At 73.6% G+C, this 17,597-nt stretch carries 12 protein-coding genes; 6 read left to right on the forward strand and 6 right to left on the reverse strand.

The genetic code is table 11. The features are described 5' to 3' along the window. From HS99_RS32645 to eccE, 5 genes are all read right to left on the reverse strand, one after another. A partial coding sequence (locus tag HS99_RS32645) for an ABC transporter substrate-binding protein (protein WP_244916002.1) occupies positions 1 to 983 on the reverse strand: 983 nt, incomplete at its 3' end. Positions 984 to 1,078: 95 nt separating this feature from the next. Beyond that, on the reverse strand, positions 1,079 to 3,694 hold the full coding sequence (locus HS99_RS32650) for a SpoIIE family protein phosphatase (RefSeq protein ID WP_078656316.1): 2,616 nt from the start codon (positions 3,692 to 3,694) through the stop codon (positions 1,079 to 1,081). A 238-nt stretch (positions 3,695 to 3,932) separates the two neighbouring features. Further along, positions 3,933 to 7,262, reverse strand: a complete 3,330-nt coding sequence (locus tag HS99_RS32655; RefSeq protein ID WP_283810027.1) for a SpoIIE family protein phosphatase — start codon at positions 7,260 to 7,262, stop codon at positions 3,933 to 3,935. Positions 7,263 to 7,392: 130 nt separating this feature from the next. After that, the gene (locus HS99_RS32660) at positions 7,393 to 8,160 is read right to left on the reverse strand and encodes a hypothetical protein (protein ID WP_030289894.1); all 768 of its coding nucleotides are present in this window, start codon (positions 8,158 to 8,160) and stop codon (positions 7,393 to 7,395) included. Further along, complete coding sequence (eccE, locus tag HS99_RS32665) at positions 8,160 to 9,419, reverse strand: type VII secretion protein EccE (protein WP_223886064.1); 1,260 nt, start codon at positions 9,417 to 9,419, stop codon at positions 8,160 to 8,162. Before eccE ends, HS99_RS32660 begins: the two co-directional genes overlap by 1 nt. Positions 9,420 to 9,767: 348 nt before the next feature. Between eccE and eccB the strand changes: the two genes are divergently transcribed. The 6 genes from eccB to HS99_RS45420 all read left to right on the forward strand — a co-directional run bounded on the left by eccB (position 9,768) and on the right by HS99_RS45420 (position 15,691). Continuing rightward, positions 9,768 to 11,501: a type VII secretion protein EccB gene (eccB, locus tag HS99_RS32670; protein WP_050366784.1), complete on the forward strand. Its 1,734-nt coding sequence runs from the start codon at positions 9,768 to 9,770 to the stop codon at positions 11,499 to 11,501. A 182-nt stretch (positions 11,502 to 11,683) separates the two neighbouring features. Then, complete coding sequence (locus HS99_RS32675) at positions 11,684 to 11,986, forward strand: WXG100 family type VII secretion target (RefSeq protein WP_030289898.1); 303 nt, start codon at positions 11,684 to 11,686, stop codon at positions 11,984 to 11,986. A 98-nt stretch (positions 11,987 to 12,084) separates the two neighbouring features. Further along, positions 12,085 to 12,378 carry a WXG100 family type VII secretion target gene (locus HS99_RS32680; RefSeq protein ID WP_030289901.1) on the forward strand — a complete coding sequence of 98 codons (294 nt, stop codon included), beginning with the start codon at positions 12,085 to 12,087 and terminating at the stop codon, positions 12,376 to 12,378. A gap of 91 nt (positions 12,379 to 12,469) precedes the next feature. Next, positions 12,470 to 13,714 carry a type VII secretion-associated serine protease mycosin gene (gene mycP / locus HS99_RS32685; RefSeq protein ID WP_030289902.1) on the forward strand — a complete coding sequence of 415 codons (1,245 nt, stop codon included), beginning with the start codon at positions 12,470 to 12,472 and terminating at the stop codon, positions 13,712 to 13,714. Positions 13,715 to 13,802: 88 nt separating this feature from the next. Beyond that, complete coding sequence (locus tag HS99_RS32690) at positions 13,803 to 14,345, forward strand: SigE family RNA polymerase sigma factor (protein WP_030557096.1); 543 nt, start codon at positions 13,803 to 13,805, stop codon at positions 14,343 to 14,345. 98 nt (positions 14,346 to 14,443) lie between these two features. Next, positions 14,444 to 15,691, forward strand: a complete 1,248-nt coding sequence (locus HS99_RS45420; protein ID WP_050366785.1) for a hypothetical protein — start codon at positions 14,444 to 14,446, stop codon at positions 15,689 to 15,691. Positions 15,692 to 15,774: 83 nt separating this feature from the next. Here the strand turns inward: HS99_RS45420 and HS99_RS32700 are convergent, their stop codons facing one another. After that, positions 15,775 to 17,175 (reverse strand): APC family permease, encoded by a 1,401-nt coding sequence (locus tag HS99_RS32700; protein ID WP_030289906.1) that lies wholly within the window; start codon positions 17,173 to 17,175, stop codon positions 15,775 to 15,777. Positions 17,176 to 17,597: the final 422 nt, after the last annotated feature.

Here is a 17,597-nt window from a genome sequence, read left to right on the forward strand (position 1 = left end):
GGCGGAGCAGCGGGCGGCGCGGCGGCGGCGGCGGTGGCGGTGGGCGGAGCGGGTGGCGCGGCGGCGGGCGTGGAGGCGCCCGCCGAGGCACTGGCCGTGGGTGCGGGCGGCACCCCCCGGTCCACCGCCACGGTGATCGGGGCGACGTCCAGCCGGTTCTGGTCCAGCGCGTCCAGCCGCCGCTCGGGCGGCGTGGCCAGGAAGTCGATCCGGTCGGTCTTCGGCAGGTCCCCCCACCAGAGCGGGTTGGCTTCCAGGGTGATCCGCCCGCCGGCGGCGTCGTACCGGGTGAGGGTGTACGGCCCGGCGCTCAGGTGGCCGGTGCCGGTCAGCATCCGGTTGAAGGCGGTCGGCCCGGCCGTCTCGGCGGCCGGGTAGAGCGGCCCGAACAGCGCGCGCCACTCGCCGTACGGCCGCCGGAAAGTCACCTTGATCTCGTGCGGGTCGGCGCCCTGGGCGATCGTGTCGATGGCGTCGTAGCCCGCCGCCCGGCTGCTCTGGTAGGCCTGGTCCCGCCCGGACAGGGCGGCCTGCTGGGCGGCCAGGTCGGCGGCCGACAGCGGGGTGCCGTCGCTCCACACCGCGCGGGGGTTCAGCCGGTAGGTGACCACCTGGGGCTGCTGCCCGGGTGGGGTGGACTCGGCGCCGGCCAGGTAGTCCGGGTCGGGGACGAGCCGGCCGCGCTCGTCGGGCCGGAACAGCGAGGGGTACAACGCGTGCGCGAGCAGCGTCGAGTCGGCGTTCGCCCCGCGCTGGTAGACGTTCAGCGTGGCCGGGACGCCGTCCAGCGCCCAGCGCAGCAGGCCGCCGTCCTCGACGGCGTCCCGGTCGACGGGCCGGACGTCGCCGGTGCCGGCGGTGGGGGCGGCCGGGGTCGGAACGGGCTCGGGGCCGCGGGCCGGGTCCGGGTCGTCGGAACAGCCGCCGAGGCCGGCGGCGAGCAGCAGCGCGACGGCTGCGGCGGTGAGCTGGCGGACACGCATGGCGGCCATCGAACGCCGCCCACCCGGCTCGGGCCGCGCCGACACGGCGGGCCGCCGGGCCGGTGCACCCGGACGGCCCACGCCCGGCGGACGGACTACAGGCCCAGCTCGAACCAGACGATCTTGCCCTTGGGCGTGCGCCGGCTGCCCCAGCGCTCCGCCAGCAGGCTGACCAGCTGCAGGCCGCGCCCGCCCTCGTCGGTCTCCTGGGCGCGCCGCTGCCGGGGCTGGGCGTAGCCGTCGTCCCAGACCTCGCAGACCATGCTGCGCTCGCGCAGCAGCCGCAGCCGGATCTCGCCCCGCCCGTGCTTGAGCGCGTTCGTGACCAGCTCGCTGACCAGCAGCTCGGTGGTGTCGACCAGTTCCTCCAGGCCGCGCGAGAGCAGCCAGCTGCAGGCTAGCTCGCGGGCCTTGGCGACGGAGGTGGGCTCGGGCGGCAGGAACCAGTTGCCGACGGCGTCCTCCGGGAAGGCGTGCACCTTGGCCATCAGCAGCGCGATGTCGTCCTCGCCGTGGTGCGGGTCGAGCTCGCCGAGGACGTGGTCGCAGAGGTCCTCCAGGCCCTTGCCCCGGTCGGCGAGTGCGGCGCGGAAGGCGCGCAGGCCCTCGTCCAGCTGGTGCTTGCGGCTCTCCACCAGGCCGTCGGTGTAGAGGGCGAGCACGGCGCCGTCCGGGAGGGTCAGCTCGACCTCCTCGAAGGGCTCGCCGCCGACGCCGAGCGGCAGACCGGGCGGCACGTCGAGCATCCGGGCGGGTTCGCCCGGGCTGAGCAGGACGGGCGGCAGGTGGCCGGCGTTGGCGAAGACGCAGCGGCGGGTGACGGCGTCGTAGACGGCGTAGACGCAGGTGGCCAGGTAGACCTCACGGGCCTCCTCGTCGGCCGTCGAGGTGAGCCGGCCGTACGGGGTGGGCGGGCCGACCGGGACGGAGTCGTCGCCGAGGCCGCGGGCGATCTCGTCCAGCGCGCCGAGCACCTCGGCCGGGTCCAGGTCGAGCATCGCCAGGGTCCGTACCGCGGTGCGCAGCTGGCCCATGGCGACGGCGGCGCGCAGCCCGCGGCCCATCACGTCGCCGATGACCAGCGCGGTGCGGTTGCCGGGCAGCGGGATGACGTCGAACCAGTCGCCGCCGACCTCGGTGTTGTTGTTGCTGGGCAGGTAGCGGCAGGCGATCTCCAGGCCGCTGGCGGCCGGGTTGCCCGGGGGCAGCAGGCTGCGCTGGAGGATCAGCGCCCGCTCGTGCTCGCGGCGGTAGAGCCGGGCGTTGTCGATGCAGACGGCGGCGCGGGCGACGAGTTCCTCGGCGATCGCCACGTCGCGGGCGTCGAAGGGCTCGCTGCCGATCGCCCGGGAGAGCTGGACCAGGCCGAGCACCTGGTCGCGGGCGACCAGCGGGACGATCAGGGTGGAGCGCAGCAGCGGGTCGCGGCCGGGCTCGGGCACGACGCTGCGGCCGGTGCGCAGCGCCCGGGCGTGCGGGGAGCGGCGGGGGTAACAGAGGGTGCCGCCGGCCTCGGCGATCGGCAGGCCGGTGACCGAGCCGAGCACCGAGGAGGCGCCGCCGATCACGCTGGAGACGGCGACCCGGCGCAGTTCGCCGCTGCCGTCGGTGAGCACGGTGTCGCCGGGCCGGCCGGCGCTGGGGACGGTCTCGCCGGAGAGCAGCGCGGTGTACAGGTCGACGGTGGCGAGGTCGCAGAACGGCGGGACGATGACGTCGAGGAGTTCCTTGGCGGTGGTCTCCAGGTCGAGGGTGGAGCCGATGTGCGCGCTGGCCTCGTTGAGCAGGGCGAGGTTGCGGCGCACGCCGTCGGCCTCGCGCTCGGCGACGTGCCGGCTGGTGACGTCGGAGACCTGCCCGGCCACGCCCATCGGCTGCCCGGCGGTGCCGTTGAGCCGGTACAGCGAGACGGCCCACAGCCGGTTGCCCTCGCGGGTCGGCACGACGCCGTGGAAACGCAGGTCGAAGACGGGTTCGCCGGTGGCGAGGACCTTGCGCAGGGCGGCGGTGAGCCGGTCGGCCTCGGAGGGCGGGAAGAGGTCGTGCGGGGTCAGCCCCTCGAGGTCGGTGGGGACGAGGCCCATGCCGGAGGCGAAGGCGTCGTTGACCCGCTGGAGCCGCAGCCGGTCGTCGAAGAGCACGAAGCCGGTGGGCGTCTGGCCGAAGACGGCCTCGGAGGCGGCGAGGTCGGTCTCGATCCGGCGCAGTCGGCCGAGGTCGACGGCCAGGCAGGTGGCGCCCGCGGTGGGCAGGGCGCTGTCGGGCATCAGGTAGAGCTCGGCGAGGCCCTCGCCGCCGCCGGCGTCCCGGTAAGGGGTGGTGCCGACCCACTCCTCGCCGGCCAGCGTGCGCTCCAGCCGGGCGCGGCCGCGCTGCCAGAGCTCGCGGGGGACGAAGGTGGTGATCGGGTCGGCGCCGACGGCCTCCACGGCGGGGACGCCGAAGAACTCGGCGGCCCGCTCGCTCCATTGGCTGATCCGCCCGTCGGGGCCGATCGCGAAGGTGGCGACCCGGATGTAGTCGTAGATCGAGCCCGGGTCCCCGGCACCCCACGGCCCGGCCCCGGCCTCGGGATGGGCGCCGCGGGCCGCCCCCGCGGGCCCGGTGCCCGGCGGGACCGCCGCTACGGGCAGGTCCGGGGAACCAGCCTGCCCGGGTACAGCGGCATGACCGCTGCTGCTCGGCGCGTTCCGCGCCGGAGTGCTGTTCAACGGACCGACCCCTCCAACCCGCGACCGTCCGGATGTCGAGAAGACCGAGTATTCATCATCAAGGGGTGGGTTCACACGCCCTCAACATCACAACATCAGATCGGGCGAAGGTTTTTGTCCTACCGCCCGCGCAACCACAATGCCACGCCCGCGCCCCCTTCCGGAGCGCGCGCTCCCCCGGGACGGCCGATGGCATGTGCAGCACGGTTCCCCTGACGTTCGGACGGCTCTACTCGCGTCACTCCTCGCCGGACTCAGTACCCGGCAGTGCCAGCTCGAACCAGACCACCTTGCCGATCCCCTCCGCCCGGGCGCCCCAGTGCAGCGCCAGCCGGTGGACCAGCTCCAGGCCCCGGCCGCCCTCGTCGGCCTCGGCCGCGTGGCGCTCCCGGGGCGGGTCCGGCAGCGGGTCGGAGATCTCGGCCAGCAGCGTCTCACCGAGCGTCAGCCGGACCCCGATCGGGGCGCTGGCGTACCGGACGGCGTTCGTGACCAGCTCGCTGACCAGCAGCTCGGCGGTGTCGGTGAGGTCCTCGACGCCCCACTCAGCGAGCGTGGCGCGGACCAGCCGGCGGGCCCGGGAGACGGCGGTCGGCTCGGCGGGCAGCGTCCAGCCGGCCGTCGGGATGCCGGCCTGGCCGTGCCCGAGCCGGGCCAGCAGCAGGGCGACGTCGTCCGGCTCGCGGCCCTGCTCCATGGTGTCGAGGACCGCCTCGCAGGCGGCCTGGATCGAGGCGTACGGCTGCTGGAGCACGGTGATCAGCCGGCCGAGGCCGACGTCGAGGTCCTTGTCCCGGGACTCCACCAGGCCGTCGGTGCACAGCGCCAGCAGGCTGCCCTCGGGGATCTTCAGTTCGACGGATTCGAACGGAACTCCGCCCACGCCGAGCGGGGCGCCGGAGGGCAGGTCGAGGATCCGGCCGGCGCCGCCGGGCAGCGGGCCGCCGGTGCGGGTCGGCTCGCCGGTGTCCTCGCCCGGCACCACCAGCACCGGCGGGATGTGCCCGGCCTTGGCCACCGTCAGCTTGGCCGTGCCCGGGTCGAAGACCGCGTAGACGCAGGTGGCGAGCAGCGCCTCGTCCGGGCCCTGGGCGAGGTCGTCGGCCAGCTCGTGGACGTGCCGCAGCAGGACGTCCGGCGGCAGGTCGAGGGCGGCCAGCACCCGGACCGCGGTGCGCAGCCGGCCCATGGTGGCGGCGGCCCGCAGACCGTGGCCCATCACGTCGCCGACCACCAGCGCGGTGCGGTCGCCGGGCAGCGGGATGACGTCGAACCAGTCGCCGCCGACCTCGGTGCCGCTGCTGCCGGGCACGTACCGGTAGGCGACCTCGACGCCCGTCGGCTGCGGGACCTGCTGGGGGAGCAGGGTGCGCTGGAGGGTGAGCGCGGCGGTTCGCTCGCGGGCGTACAGCCGGGCGTTGTCCAGCGAGCTGCCGGCCCGGTCGGCGAGTTCGACGGTGAAGGCGAGGTCGTCCCGGTCGAAGCCCTCGCGGTAGCCGGCCCGGCTGACCAGCAGCAGGCCGATCACGATGCCGCGGGCGCGCAGCGGGACGACCAGCATCGAGTGCACGCCCAGGTCGCGGGCGGCCTGCATCTTGGGGTCTCCCGGGTAGGTGACGTCGTCCAGCTGGTCGGCGCCGGAGAGCAGCTCGGGCACGCCGGTGCGCAGCACCCGGCCGCAGGCGGAGTCCTCGGCGAAGGTGATCCGGGCTCCGCGCCGGAGCATCACCTCGACCTCGGGGCCGTCCTGGACGGAGGCGGTGCCGAGCTGGAGCAGCGAGGTGCGCCGGTCGTGGCCGTGCCGGGGCAGGTCGTCACCGTGGGCGACGGCCTGGAGCAGGATCACCGCGGAGTGGTCGGTGAGCCGGGGGACGACGGAGCCGGCGAGTTCCTGGGCGATCCGGGCGGCGTCCAGCAGGTCGCCGACCCGGGAGCCGAACTCGTTGAGCAGCGAGAGCCGGCGGCGGGCGTGCTCGACCTTGGCCACCGCTCGGTAACGCTCGGTCACGTCCATCACGGTGCCGGAGATGCCGAGCACCCGCCCGGAGCGGTCGGTCATCCGGTTGTAGGAGATCGAGCGGTAGCCGGGCCGGTTGGTGACCGGGGAGGCGAGGGTGACGTCGATGACCGGCTCGCCGGTGGCCAGCACCTGGCGCTGGATCGCGGTGATCTCGTCGGCGGCCCGCTCGGGCAGGGTCTCGCCGGTGGTGCGGCCGACGTGGTCCTCCGGGGCGACGCCGTTCATCTCGGCCAGGGTCCGGTTGACGGCGGTGTAGCGCAGCTCGCCGTCCAGGATGGCGATGCCCAGCGGGGACTGCTCGAACAGCGCGTCGCGCACCGCGAGGTCCCGCTCGACGGCCCGGACTGCGGCCGCCTCGGCCAGGTTGACCTGGAGGAACGGGGTGCCGTCACCGTCCACCAGGAGGGAGATCCGGGCGTCCACGGCGACCGGCAGGCCGTCCCGGTCGCGCAGTTCGGCGTTGCCGGCCCAGCGGCCGTTGCGCAGGGTGTCCCGGATCGCGGTCCGGATCCGGGCGACCTGCTCCTGGTCCGGGATCAGCTCGTCGATCCGGCGGCCGACCAGCAGCTCGCTCGGCCAGCCGAGCAGTTCCTCGGCGGCCGGACTCCACAGCACCACCCGGCCCGAGGTGTCCAGGATCGCGATGGCGACCCTGAGCATGTCCAGCAGGCTGCCCCCGGGCGGTGCACCGGTGCCCGGCCCGGCGTCGGCCGGCCCACCGGGGAAGGGCCGGCCGGGGCGACTGCGCGGACCGGGCTGGACGCCGGCCGCCGGGACGGCCAGGGTCGGCGCCGGCTGGACGGGCTGCGCGGGGTGCTGCTGGCCGGGCTGTGCGGGCTGGCCCGGCTGCGACTGGGCGGCCCACGCGGCCTGCGGATCCCACCCGGGCTGCGGATCGTGCGGCGCCCGCGGACCCGGCGCCTGCGGACCCGGCGCCGGCTGGGCCGGCGGCTGCGCGAAGTTCTGCGGCGGTACGGGCTGCGCCGGCTGCGGCACCGGAGCGGGCGCCGGTGCCGGTGCGGGCGCCGGGTAGGGCTGCGGCTGGGCCGGGGCCTCCGCCGCGGGCGGCCAGGCCGCAGCAGCGGGAGCGTGCGGCTGCTCCGGCGTCACGGCCGGCGTCGGCGCCGGTGTCGGCGCCGGTGTCGGAACCGCGGCCGGGAACGGCACGTGCTGCGCCTCGGCCTGGACGGGCGGGACCGGCGGAACCGCTGTGGGTGCCGCCGCGCCGGACTCGGCCGCCGGAGCCGGAGCGGGGACCTGGGTCGGGGCCTGCGCGGGAGCCGGCGCAGGCGGCTGTGCCCCGGGCGCGGGCGCCTGTTCGCCCGCCGGAGCGGAAGCGGCCGCCGGAGCGGCAACGGGAGCCGGAGCCGGAGCAGGCCCGTCCCCGGGAACCGCCGACTCGGCCGCCGGAGCCTGCCCGGCCGCGGGCGCCGCCGGAGCCGACTGCACGTACCAGGACGGGGGAGTGTAATCGGGCGCGTCGGACCAGTCGTCGTCGTCCTCCGCCGCGTTGTCGCCGACGTAGACGCCGTCCCGATCGCTGCTCACTAGGGCTCCCTCGTGTTCGCCGCCGCTTGTTCAGCGGTGCCGTTGCCGCAACAAAGACTAGGCCGTTCGGCTGCCCCTGTTGAAGGCGGCTTCGGTTCCGGACCGGGATCGACCGGCCCGGAAGCGCCCGTCAGTCCATCCGGCGCGGGCCTCCGAGCACCTGCTGTTCGGCCTGCCCGGCCACCGCCCGGACGTACTGACGCCGCATCCGGGTGGCCCACAGGGTGAGGTCGTCGCCGAGGGTGGGCAGCGCGGCCACGTCCTCCGACGGCAGGGACAGCACCCGGCCGGTCAGCTCCGCCTCCTGCGGGGAGATCCGCTGCACGCCGACCAGATCGGCCGCGTTGAGCACCCGGGAGGCGTTCGGCCCCAGGTAGGGCAGCAGGGTCAGGGTGGTCTGCCAGGGCGCGGCGGAGAGCCGGCTGCGCGGCGGGCGGGCGCCGAGGTCGCGCACCACCAGGACGGGCGAGGCCACCGAGGCGCCCTGCGGGCCGAGCCGCCCGACCTGGTGGATCGTCACGCACGGCTGGCCGCCGCCCGCGGCCTGCGCCATCGGGCCCCAGAGCTGCGCGCGGGCGGTCTCTACCGCGACGCGGGCGCCGATCGCGGCCGCCCGCAGCGCGATGACCTGCGCCGTCCAGATGCCGCCGACCAGCACCAGGTCGTAGGAGCTGGGGCGGAACAGGCCGAGCACCGCGGGCAGGCCCTGCGGGTCGACGCCGATCACCACGCCGTCGTCGCCGACCGGGAAGGCCAGTGCGGCGAGGTCGGCGGCCTCCAGCACGTGCTTCTCCCGGCGCGGTCCGCGCAGCCCGAAGCCGGGCAGGATCCGCGGCCTGGTCCGCCGCTGCTCGGTACCGGGCTGCGGGCCGGGGGCCGGATAGGTCTGGTACGCCATCAGGAAGCTCCTCCCAGCGGCAGGGTGGCGAGCATGCCGGGGGCCTGTTCGAGGTCGAGCCGGACCAGCCCGAGGCCGGTGCTCTGCGCCCGGGCCTCCACCTGGCGGCCGACCTGGCCGACCTCGCTCTCGCTGCGCCCGGTCACCCGCAGGTGCCCGCTGACGGTCACCGAGCCGCCGGTGCCGTGCCCGGCGGTGAGGCTGAAGGTGCTGGCCAGTGCGGGGGAGCCGGTGATCAGGTTGACCAGGTCCGGTGCGCCGATCCGGCCGGGTGCGCCGCCGGGGCGGCTGAGCTGCGGCCAGCGGGAGATCCAGTAGGTGCTGTGCCAGCGGTCGTCGATCCGCCAGAAGCGGTTGCCCTCCTGGGTGCGGCGGGTGGTGCCGCCGCCGCTGCCGGTGCCCTGGCGCCCGGCCACCGCGATCGGGTTGGCGCAGGTGGCGATGGCCAGGGCGGCGATCAGTTCGCGCTCGTCCAGCACGGTGGCGTTGAACCCGGCGCTGTTGAGCCGCCCGGCCAGCTGGTCGGTGACCCGCTGGAGCGCCTTGCGGGCGCCCTCCTCGCCGCCGCCGCGGGCCCGGACGGCGGTGGCCGCGCGTTCCGGGTCGAGTTTGAGGGCGACCCAGGTGAGCCGCAGTCCGGGGGTCGAGGTGCCGTCCGGCAGTTCGCGGTAGGCGCGGGCGGCCAGCGACTGCTCGGGCAGGTGCGGGGCCGGGGCGGGCTGGGTGTGCTGGACCAGCTGCACCGACTCCAGGGTGATGTCGTCCACGGTGAGCGCCGAGCAGATGACGTCCAGCGGCAGCGGCAGCGCGGTGCGCACCGGGCGCAGTGGCTGGTCCTTGGCCTGGACGAGCAGCACCGAGCTGAGGAAGGTGCCGTCGCCGACCATGCCGGTCTCCCGGCGGACCGGGCGGCCGCCGAAGTCGGCCTCGGTGGCGTGGGTGCAGGTGCGCAGCCCGGGTTCGAGCTCCAGTGCGGGCGCCAGGGCCGGGTCGGTGCCGGGCGGCGGCAGCAGCGACTTCGCCTGCCTGCGGCGGGACTTGAGGGCCGAGCGCACCTGCAGCAGCTCCGGGATGGTGCGGCCGCGCAGCGGGACGAGCGCCAGCACCAGCAGGACCAGCGAGACCGCGCCGAAGCCGGCCGCGACCGGGCGGCTGATCGTCCAGCCGACCGCGACCAGGGCGACCGCGACCTCGACCAGGACGAGCTGCTGGAGCTTCAACCGGCCGCCGAGCAGCCCGGGTCGGGGGTTGACGCGCACCTGGACGGCGCCGCCTGCGCCGCCCGTCGTGGGCGGGCGGACGGCCGCGGACTCGGCGGGCGGGCCGCCGCGTCGGGCCCGTCCGGACCGGCGCGACCTCCCGCCGCCCGCGGTACCGCGGCGTTCTGGAGCGGTCTGGCTTGGCATCCCCCGGTGGCCCTCTCTGATCCGTTGTCGCGGCCCGGCTGGCTGGTTCGCGGACCGTACCCGTACCGTACTCACCGTCTGCTGCCGCATCGTAGAGGGTTCGGGCCGGATCCCGCCCGGCGGGTGCGGACCACGGGGCCGGTCGGGCCGACGGGAGGCCGACCACGTCTGGCACACGTCTGACAGAGGGGGACGACGAGGATGGCATCGCGCCGGGACGAGCTGAACGCGTACACCTTCGCGCGCAAACGCACGGTGGGGGCGTTCCTGCTGCCCTCCGGCGGCGGCAGCGACGAGGACGCGCCGCGCCCGGTGAAGGCGGTGCTGCCGAGCGTGCTGGTCGGGGCGGTGGTGGTGGCCGGGTTCGGCCTGTGGGGGGTGTTCAAGCCCGCGGCTCCGCTGCAGTGGGACAACGGCAAGAACATCGTCCAGGGCAAGCAGTCGACCACCCGCTACGTGGTGTTGACGGATCCGGACGGCAGGACCAAGCGGCTGCACCAGGTGCTCAACATGTCCTCGGCACGGCTGGTGCTGCCGGCGGACGCCAAGGTCGTGGTGGTCGACGACGGGGTGCTGGACCGCTACCCCAACCACGGTCCGACCATCGGGATCCCGTACGCCCCCGACAAGTTGCCGAGCAAGGACAACGCGAGCCGGCCGATGAAGTGGTCGGTCTGCGACCGGCCGGGTTCGGACGACAAGCAGGAGACCGTCAACCAGGCGGTGTTCGTGGCGGCGGGCCCGGACGCGGCGGCGCTGGCCGCCAAGGACCGGATGCTCGGCCCGGACCAGCTGATGCTGGTGCAACAGGCGGACGAGCAGCAGGTCTCGACCACGTCGGGCCAGTCCGCCGGGGGCGCCGCGCCGGTGTTCCTGGTCGACGCGCAGGGCCGCAAGCACGTGATCGGCCCGAAGTCGGACGACAAGGAGCGCAGGGCGCTGATCACCGCGGTCTTCGGGCCCAACGCGGTGCCCCAGCGGGTCAAGCGGGAGTGGCTGGACACCCTGGTGAACGCCAGCCCGATCGTCTTCCCGGACGTCAAGGGGATGACCGACAGCCAGGGCGCCAACTCCGGTGTGAACCTGGGCAACGCGGCGGACCGTCGGATCGGTCGGCTGGTGCACTACCAGGACCGCAACTACGTGGTCGGCAAGGACGGCCTCTTCCTGATCACCCCCTTCCAGGCGGAGCTGATCCGGCAGAACCCGGCCTACCAGGTGCTCTACAAGTACGACCAGGACAAGCGGCCGCGCAGCGACGACATGACCCCGGACGACCAGTCCAGGTTCAACACCGACGTGAAGCTGCCCGACACCCCGGACGACTGGCCGATGAAGTCCGGTGCGCCGGTGAACAACTGGCAGGACCGCCAGGACGCCCGACTCGTCGTCTGCAGCACCTACGACGGCATGTCCGACGACGGGCGCACGCCCAAGCGCAGCGTCTGGGCCGGCACCTCCTACCCGGCGGCGTACAACAACGGCGCGGGGGCGGCGTACGTGACGCCCGGCCACGGCCTGTTCTACCGGGCGGTGGACAATGCGGCCGGCGGCACCCAGCCCGGCGGCAACCAGCCGGGTGCCGGTGCGGCCGGCGCCAACGCCGCCGCGCCCGACGGCTCCGGCACCGACTTCCTGATCACCGAGACCGGCCTGCGCTACTCCGTCCCGGCCAACGGCGACGGCGGCCACGGCCCCAGCCCGACGCCGGGTGCGAGCGGCGCCGCGAAGACGCCGGGCCCGCAGCAGGGCACCCCGGCCCCGGGCTCCGGGGGCCAGCCGACCCAGAACCCGGACGACCAACCCGGTGGCAACCAGGCCCGATTGGGTTACCAGAACGTCCAGCCGCTGCCGGTACCGAAGGAGTGGTCGAACCTGGTCCCGGCCGGTCCGCCGCTGACCGCGAAGAGCGCCGCGCAGCCGCAGAACGCCTGACCTGCCGGGCCCGGCAACGGAATTGGCCCCAGTGTCATGGTCTGGTAACTACTCAGCGCTCGATGTTGGGTGAGTTGCGTGTGCCGACTACAGTGCTGCTCGACATCACACGGGTGATGTGGCGGCAGGGCCCTGGGGGCCCTCCGTGCACACAATGTTTGTCTCATGGGGGATGGTGGAGCATGAGTGACGGCCAGTTCACGGTGACCGCACAGGAGATGATGGACTTCGCCGGGAAGATCGAGACGGCGATCGGTCAGATCGAGCAGGAGCGCTCCGCGCTCCAGACCACGGTCGACAACATCACCGGCGGCTGGAAGGGCCAGGCGGCCGACGCCTACAAGTCCCTGCAGACGCAGGTCAACGAGGACGTCAAGAAGCTGAAGGAATCGCTGACCGCGATCAAGCACGCGATCGAGCTGACCACCAAGCACTACGCGAGCGCCGAAGAGGAGCAGAAGTCGCTGTTCGGCCCGCAGGGCTGATCGTCGAAGCGCTGATCACCACTCTGTTCCGACCGTCCGCCCGCCGGGGTGCCCGCGGCTGAGCGCCGGGTGCTCCGCATCTTCGTCAAGGAGACATTGTGTCCGACCACATTCTCGTCAACTTCCAGACCCTGCACCAGGCGTCGCAGGACGTGCAGAACTCGGCCAACAAGATCGAGCAGATGCTGTCCGACCTGCGCAAGGAGGTCGTCAAGATCTCCCAGGGCTGGCAGGGCCAGGCCCAGCAGGGCTACAACGCCCAGCAGGCCAAGTGGGACAACTCCGCCCAGGACCTGAAGGACACCTGCGCCAAGATCTCCAGCTCGCTGGAGAGCGCCGCGCAGAGCTACCAGCAGACCGAGAAGAAGAACGCCGGTCTCTGGCAGGGCTGATCGACCGTTCCCGGACGGGAACAGCAGGGGCGGGTACCCGGGCTTCCGGGCACCCGCCCTTCGGCGCGTGGCGCGGCACGGGGTGGAGAACATGAGGGGTGGCAGGGTGTCCGGACGCGGGTTCCGTAGGACGGCCGCGGCGCTGGCCGCGCTCGTGGTGCTGGGCGGCCCGCTGACCGCCCCGGCGTACGCGGACGGGCCCGGGCTGGCCTCCGCCGGTGACTGCCCCAGGCCCGCCCCCGACGTGCAGACCGTGCCGTGGTCCCTCCAGCGGCTGCTGCTGGACGAGTTGTGGCAGGGCGGGAAGACCACCGGCAGCGGCGTGCGGGTCGCGGTCATCGACACCGGGGTGGACGACGGCAACCCGCAACTGGCCGGCAAGGTGGACGCGGGCCCCAGCCTGCTGTTCGACAAGCAGAACAACAAGCCGGTCGACGGCACCTCCAAGAACGACACCGTCGGCCACGGCACCAAGGTGGCCGGCATCATCGCCGCGAGCCGCAGCGACCGGACCGGTTTCGTCGGACTGGCCCCCGACGCCAGGATCTACGCGATCCGGCAGAACGACAGCGAGGGCAACGGCGACGTCTCCACCCTCACCAAGGCCATCAACGACGCGATCGACAACCACGTCCAGGTCATCAACATCTCGCAGGACGTGCGCGGCGCCGGCGACGCCCGGTTCGGCGGCTACGCGGACCTCAAGGCCGCCGTCGAGCGGGCCGAGCAGAACAAGATCGTGGTGGTCGCCTCCAGCGGCAACGACGGCAAGGAGGGCGACACCTACCCGGGCGCCTTCCCGACCGTGCTGTCCGTGGGCGCCTCCGACCGCAACAACGAGCGCGCGCCGTTCTCGCAGTACGGCTCCTTCGTGAAGGTCGCCGCGCCCGGCGTCGAGATGCTCTCGACGGTGCCCGGCGGCGGCCAGTGCGTGGACAACGGCACCAGCTTCGCCGCCCCGTACGTCGCCGGGCTCGCCGCCCTGCTGGTCGGCGCCCACCCGAAGTGGACGCCGGCCCAGGTACGGGCCTGGATCGAGCAGTCCGCCCAGCGCACCGAGCGCGGCCCGAACGAGTTCATCGGCTGGGGCGTGGTGGATCCGGTGAAGGCCGTCACCAAGGCGCCCGAGAACCCGCCGTCCGAGGCCGCCCCGGACGCCCCGGTGCAGCTGGCCTCGGCCCCGATCGTGCCGGCGCCGGTCGGCATCGGCGAGACCCAGGCCGACCGCGACGGCCGCACCGCCACCTACGTTGTCGGCGCCGGGGCGCTGCTGGTCGCCCTGCTGATCGGCGGGGGCGTCGTGCTGCGCGACCAGCGCCGCGGGTCCGCCGACTGAAGAACCCGCGGAACGCCTGTAACACCGGCGCCCGTTCACCGCATCCATCAGGTGTCAGGGGCACACGGACGCGGGGGAGCGACGGGCGATGGGGTGGACGAGGGGCGGTCGCGAGACCAAGGACGCCGAGTTCCTGGAACTCGTCTCCAGCCGCACCGGCCACCTCTACCGCTCGGCCTGTCTGCTCACCAGCGGCGACACCCACTACGCCGAGGACCTCGTGCAGGAGGCCCTCAGCCGGATGTACGTGCTCTGGCGGCGCAGCGCCTTCACCGGCGGCCGGAACCGCATCGAGAACCCGGCGGCCTACACCCACACGGTGATGGTGCGCACCTTCATCGCCCAGCAGCGACGCCGTTCCAGCGGCGAGCGCCCGACCGAGACCCTGCCGGAGCGGGAGGGGCACGACGCGGACAGCAGTCTGCGGCTGACCCTGCTCGACGCGCTCGGGCGGATGTCGGCGAAGGACCGGGCCGTGCTGGTGCTGCGCTACTGGGAGGACCGCAGCGTCGAGGAGACCGCCGAGGTGCTGCGGCTGTCCTCCGGCGCGGTCCGGACCAGGACCACCCGGGCGCTGGCCCGGCTGCGCACCCTGCTCGGCGACTCGCTGGCCGAACTCGCCGCCCGCTGACACGTTCCGCAAGTTCCGCAGCGTTCCGCGCAGTGGGAACGCCCTGCTCACCCCCCTTTCTCTGGCACTTCCGCGACGCAAGGAGACGGTGATCCGCCATGTCCGAGCCGGACAAGTTCGAAGACGATCTTCTCTACGCCCTCACCCGTACCGGCGAGGGCTTCCGCCCCGATCAGACCGACCAGGCCGGGCTGGTCGCGGGCGGTTACCAGCGCGGCCGCCGCCGGTGGCGCCGCCGTTCGACCGCCGCGGTGGTGGGGAGTGCCGCCGCCCTGGCTCTGGTGGGCACCGGCGCGGTGTACCTGACGGGCAACGGTTCGCCGTCCGGCGGCACGGCCACGGTGGCCGCCGCCCCCTCCGCCTCGGCCGCCGCCCTGACCCCGGCCTCCGCCGGCCCGGGCACCCCCACCCCCACCGCGGCCGCGACGGTCTCCGGCGACGAGGTGCTGTCCACCTTCAAGGCCCTGCTGCCCAAGGGCGGGATCACCGAGGCCGGCGGCCGCGGCACCGACGACCCCCAGCTCAAGGGCACCTACGTGGGCGCCCAGCTGGTGTTCGACGACGGCGCCGGCAAGTCGCTCCTCATGCTCGGCGTCCAGAAGCACCGCCCGGGCCAGAGCCAGGACCGGTCGTGCCCCGAGCTCAAGCCCGGTCAACTCGACGCCTGCTCGGTCACCACCCTGGCGGACGGCTCCAAGCTGTACCTCAGCGAGGGCTACGAGTACCCGGACCACCGCGCCACCACCAAGGAGTGGATGGCGTCGCTGACCGGGCCCGACGGCCGGGAGATCAACCTCAGCGAGTGGAACTCGCCGCAGGAGAAGGGCGCGCCCGACAGCCGTCCCAACCCGCCGCTCACCCTGGACCAGCTCAAGGCGATCGTGACCGACAAGTCCTGGGACCGGATCGTGGCGGCGGTCAAGCCCGACGGTGTCGACTACGCGGCCCTGAGCACCGGGGTGTCCCTGCAGGACCGGCAGGCGATCCTCACCCGGCTGCTGCCCGCCGGGGTGAGCACGACCAAGGTCGACGGCAACGAGGTCGTCATGAACGTCGAGCTCGCCCAGGGCGGCGCCACCGGCTCGCTGGTCGTGCGGATGCAGAAGCTGACCGGGCAGACGGGGGAGGCGAAGGACGGGGCCCAGGGCGCGACCACGCTGCCCGAGGGCGGTCAGCTCAAGCTCTACGGCCCCGGGACGGCCAACCCGAAGGGGGCGCCGATGGCCGAGGTCGTGCGGAACGGCATCCTCGTCCAGGTCGGCGAGCCGCCGACCGGCAAGCCGCTGCTCAGCCTGGACCAGCTGAAGGCGATCGCCACCAGCCCGGAGTGGAAGCCCAGGAAGTAGCGGCCACGGACGTGGCGGTGCCCCGGGCCTGGGGGAGGGCCCGGGGCACCGCCGTGTGGGGGTGGGTGTGGGGGAGTGGGGGGTCAGTCCCGCTGGTCCTCGGGGAGGCTGATCACCCAGCGGGTGGCCTGCCGGGGGCGCAGGTAGAACAGCCAGTAGAGGGTGGCGAGGGCGGTGATGCCGCCGGTCCACAGCAGCGGTTCGGCGTCCAGCTGGGTCATGACGTAGACCAGCACGACGATCAGCAGCGCCGGGACGGCCGGCCACAGCGGCATCCGCCAGGCGGCGGCGTGCTTGTGGTGGCCGCGGCGGGAGAGCAGCGAGGCGATGGCGACGAGCAGGTACATCGCGGTGACGGCGACGCCGGTGATGTTGCTGAGCAGCTCGCCCTTGACGAAGCAGAGGGCGGCGCCGGGCAGGCCGACGGCCAGGGTGGCGATCCACGGGGAGCCGAAGCGGCCGAGGGTGCCGAAGGCCTTGTTGACCGGCTCGGGCCAGGCCTTGTCGCGGGCGGAGGCGAACAGCACCCGGGAGTTCTGGATGACCATGACGATGCCGGCGTTGATGATGGCCAGCGCGATGCAGAGGCTGATGAAGGTGCCGACCGCGGAGTTGCTCCACGCGGTGACCATGCCGGGGATGTCGCCGGAGGTCAGGGTCTGCAGGTCGGGGGCGCCCATGGTGATGGCGGCGACCGGGACCAGGATGATGGCGCTGGAGAGGCCGAGGGTCCACAGCACGGTGCGGGAGACGGTGCGGCGGGGGTTCTCTAGCTCCTCGGACAGGTAGACGGCGGTGGAGAAGCCCTGGGTGGCGAACAGGGCGATGCCGAGCGCGCCGATGATGGCGCCGATGCCGACCGGGCCGGCGGGGCCACCGTCGGTGGAGACGAGGCCGTGCAGCAGGCTCGGGTGGTGGGCGTTGGTGTGGGCGAAGCCGAGCACCGACACCACGCCGGCCGCGATGACCTCCAGGACCAGGAAGATGCCGGTGATCCAGGCGTTGGCGCGCAGGTCGAGCAGGCCGGCCAGGGTGGCGGCCAGCATCACGGCGGCGCCGGCGATCGGCTTGTCGACGTGCAGGACGGGCGCCAGGTAGTCGGCGGTGCCGAGGGCGATGACCGAGGGGACGATCATCACCACGATGAGCGACTGGATGAAGACCAGCCAGCCCGCGAGCCGCCCGGCCAGGGTGCCGACCATGGCGTACTCGCCGCCGGCGCTGGGGATCAGGGTGCCGAGCTCCGAGTAGCAGAACGCGACCGCGACGCAGAGCACCGAGCCGATGGCGATGGCCAGGGCGGTGGCGCTGCCGATGCTGGAGAACAGCTGCGGCACGATCACGAAGAGCGTCGAGGCCGGGGTGACGCAGGACAGCGTGAGCAGGGTGCCGCCCACGACGCCGATCGAGCGCTTGAGCTGCTGGGGCGCGACCCCGTCCGCCGTGGCGGTGACGTTCTGTGGCGGGCGAAGCGTGTCGGTCATCTGGATTCCGATCGGCTCTGTGCGGTCCTGGGACGGGAGCGGTATCGCCTCCGCTGGCTGTTTGCTCGGGTCTGTTCCGGTCGCTCCCGGGCCGCCATGGAACCGTGGGCGTATTGATTGCGTCAACGCCGGAACTGCTTCGGAATCCGTTGCGTCGAAGGGCATAATCATGCGATCCGATGATCACTTAAAGTCATGGCGCCGTTTGTCCGACTTGTTACTTTGGCTGCATCGGGCATGAATCAAAGGTGAACTCCGCGCTGCATTCCATCTTTCAAAGGCAACAGCCTGGGCTGGAGACGACACGAGAGGTGTCAGCCGGTCGTGCGGCAACTGCCCAGGGGGGTACGAGAACCGCAGCCCTCGCCCGGAAAGAACTAAGTAACGTTTCAGCACCTGGGACGACAAAGGGGTCGGACTCC

Origin of the sequence: Kitasatospora aureofaciens, assembly GCF_001188955.3 — a bacterium.
Lineage (GTDB): Bacteria > Actinomycetota > Actinomycetes > Streptomycetales > Streptomycetaceae > Kitasatospora > Kitasatospora aureofaciens.

Excerpts from the sequence above, each read along its gene's own strand:
- HS99_RS32700 (WP_030289906.1), bottom strand. The coding sequence starts at position 17,175 with ATGACCGACACGCTTCGCCCGCCACAGAACGTCACCGCCACGGCGGAC.
- HS99_RS32690 (WP_030557096.1), top strand. The coding sequence starts at position 13,803 with ATGGGGTGGACGAGGGGCGGTCGCGAGACCAAGGACGCCGAGTTCCTG.
- HS99_RS32660 (WP_030289894.1), bottom strand. The coding sequence starts at position 8,160 with ATGGCGTACCAGACCTATCCGGCCCCCGGCCCGCAGCCCGGTACCGAG.
- HS99_RS32675 (WP_030289898.1), top strand. The coding sequence starts at position 11,684 with ATGAGTGACGGCCAGTTCACGGTGACCGCACAGGAGATGATGGACTTC.
- HS99_RS45420 (WP_050366785.1), top strand. The coding sequence starts at position 14,444 with ATGTCCGAGCCGGACAAGTTCGAAGACGATCTTCTCTACGCCCTCACC.
- eccB (WP_050366784.1), top strand. The coding sequence starts at position 9,768 with ATGGCATCGCGCCGGGACGAGCTGAACGCGTACACCTTCGCGCGCAAA.
- mycP (WP_030289902.1), top strand. The coding sequence starts at position 12,470 with ATGAGGGGTGGCAGGGTGTCCGGACGCGGGTTCCGTAGGACGGCCGCG.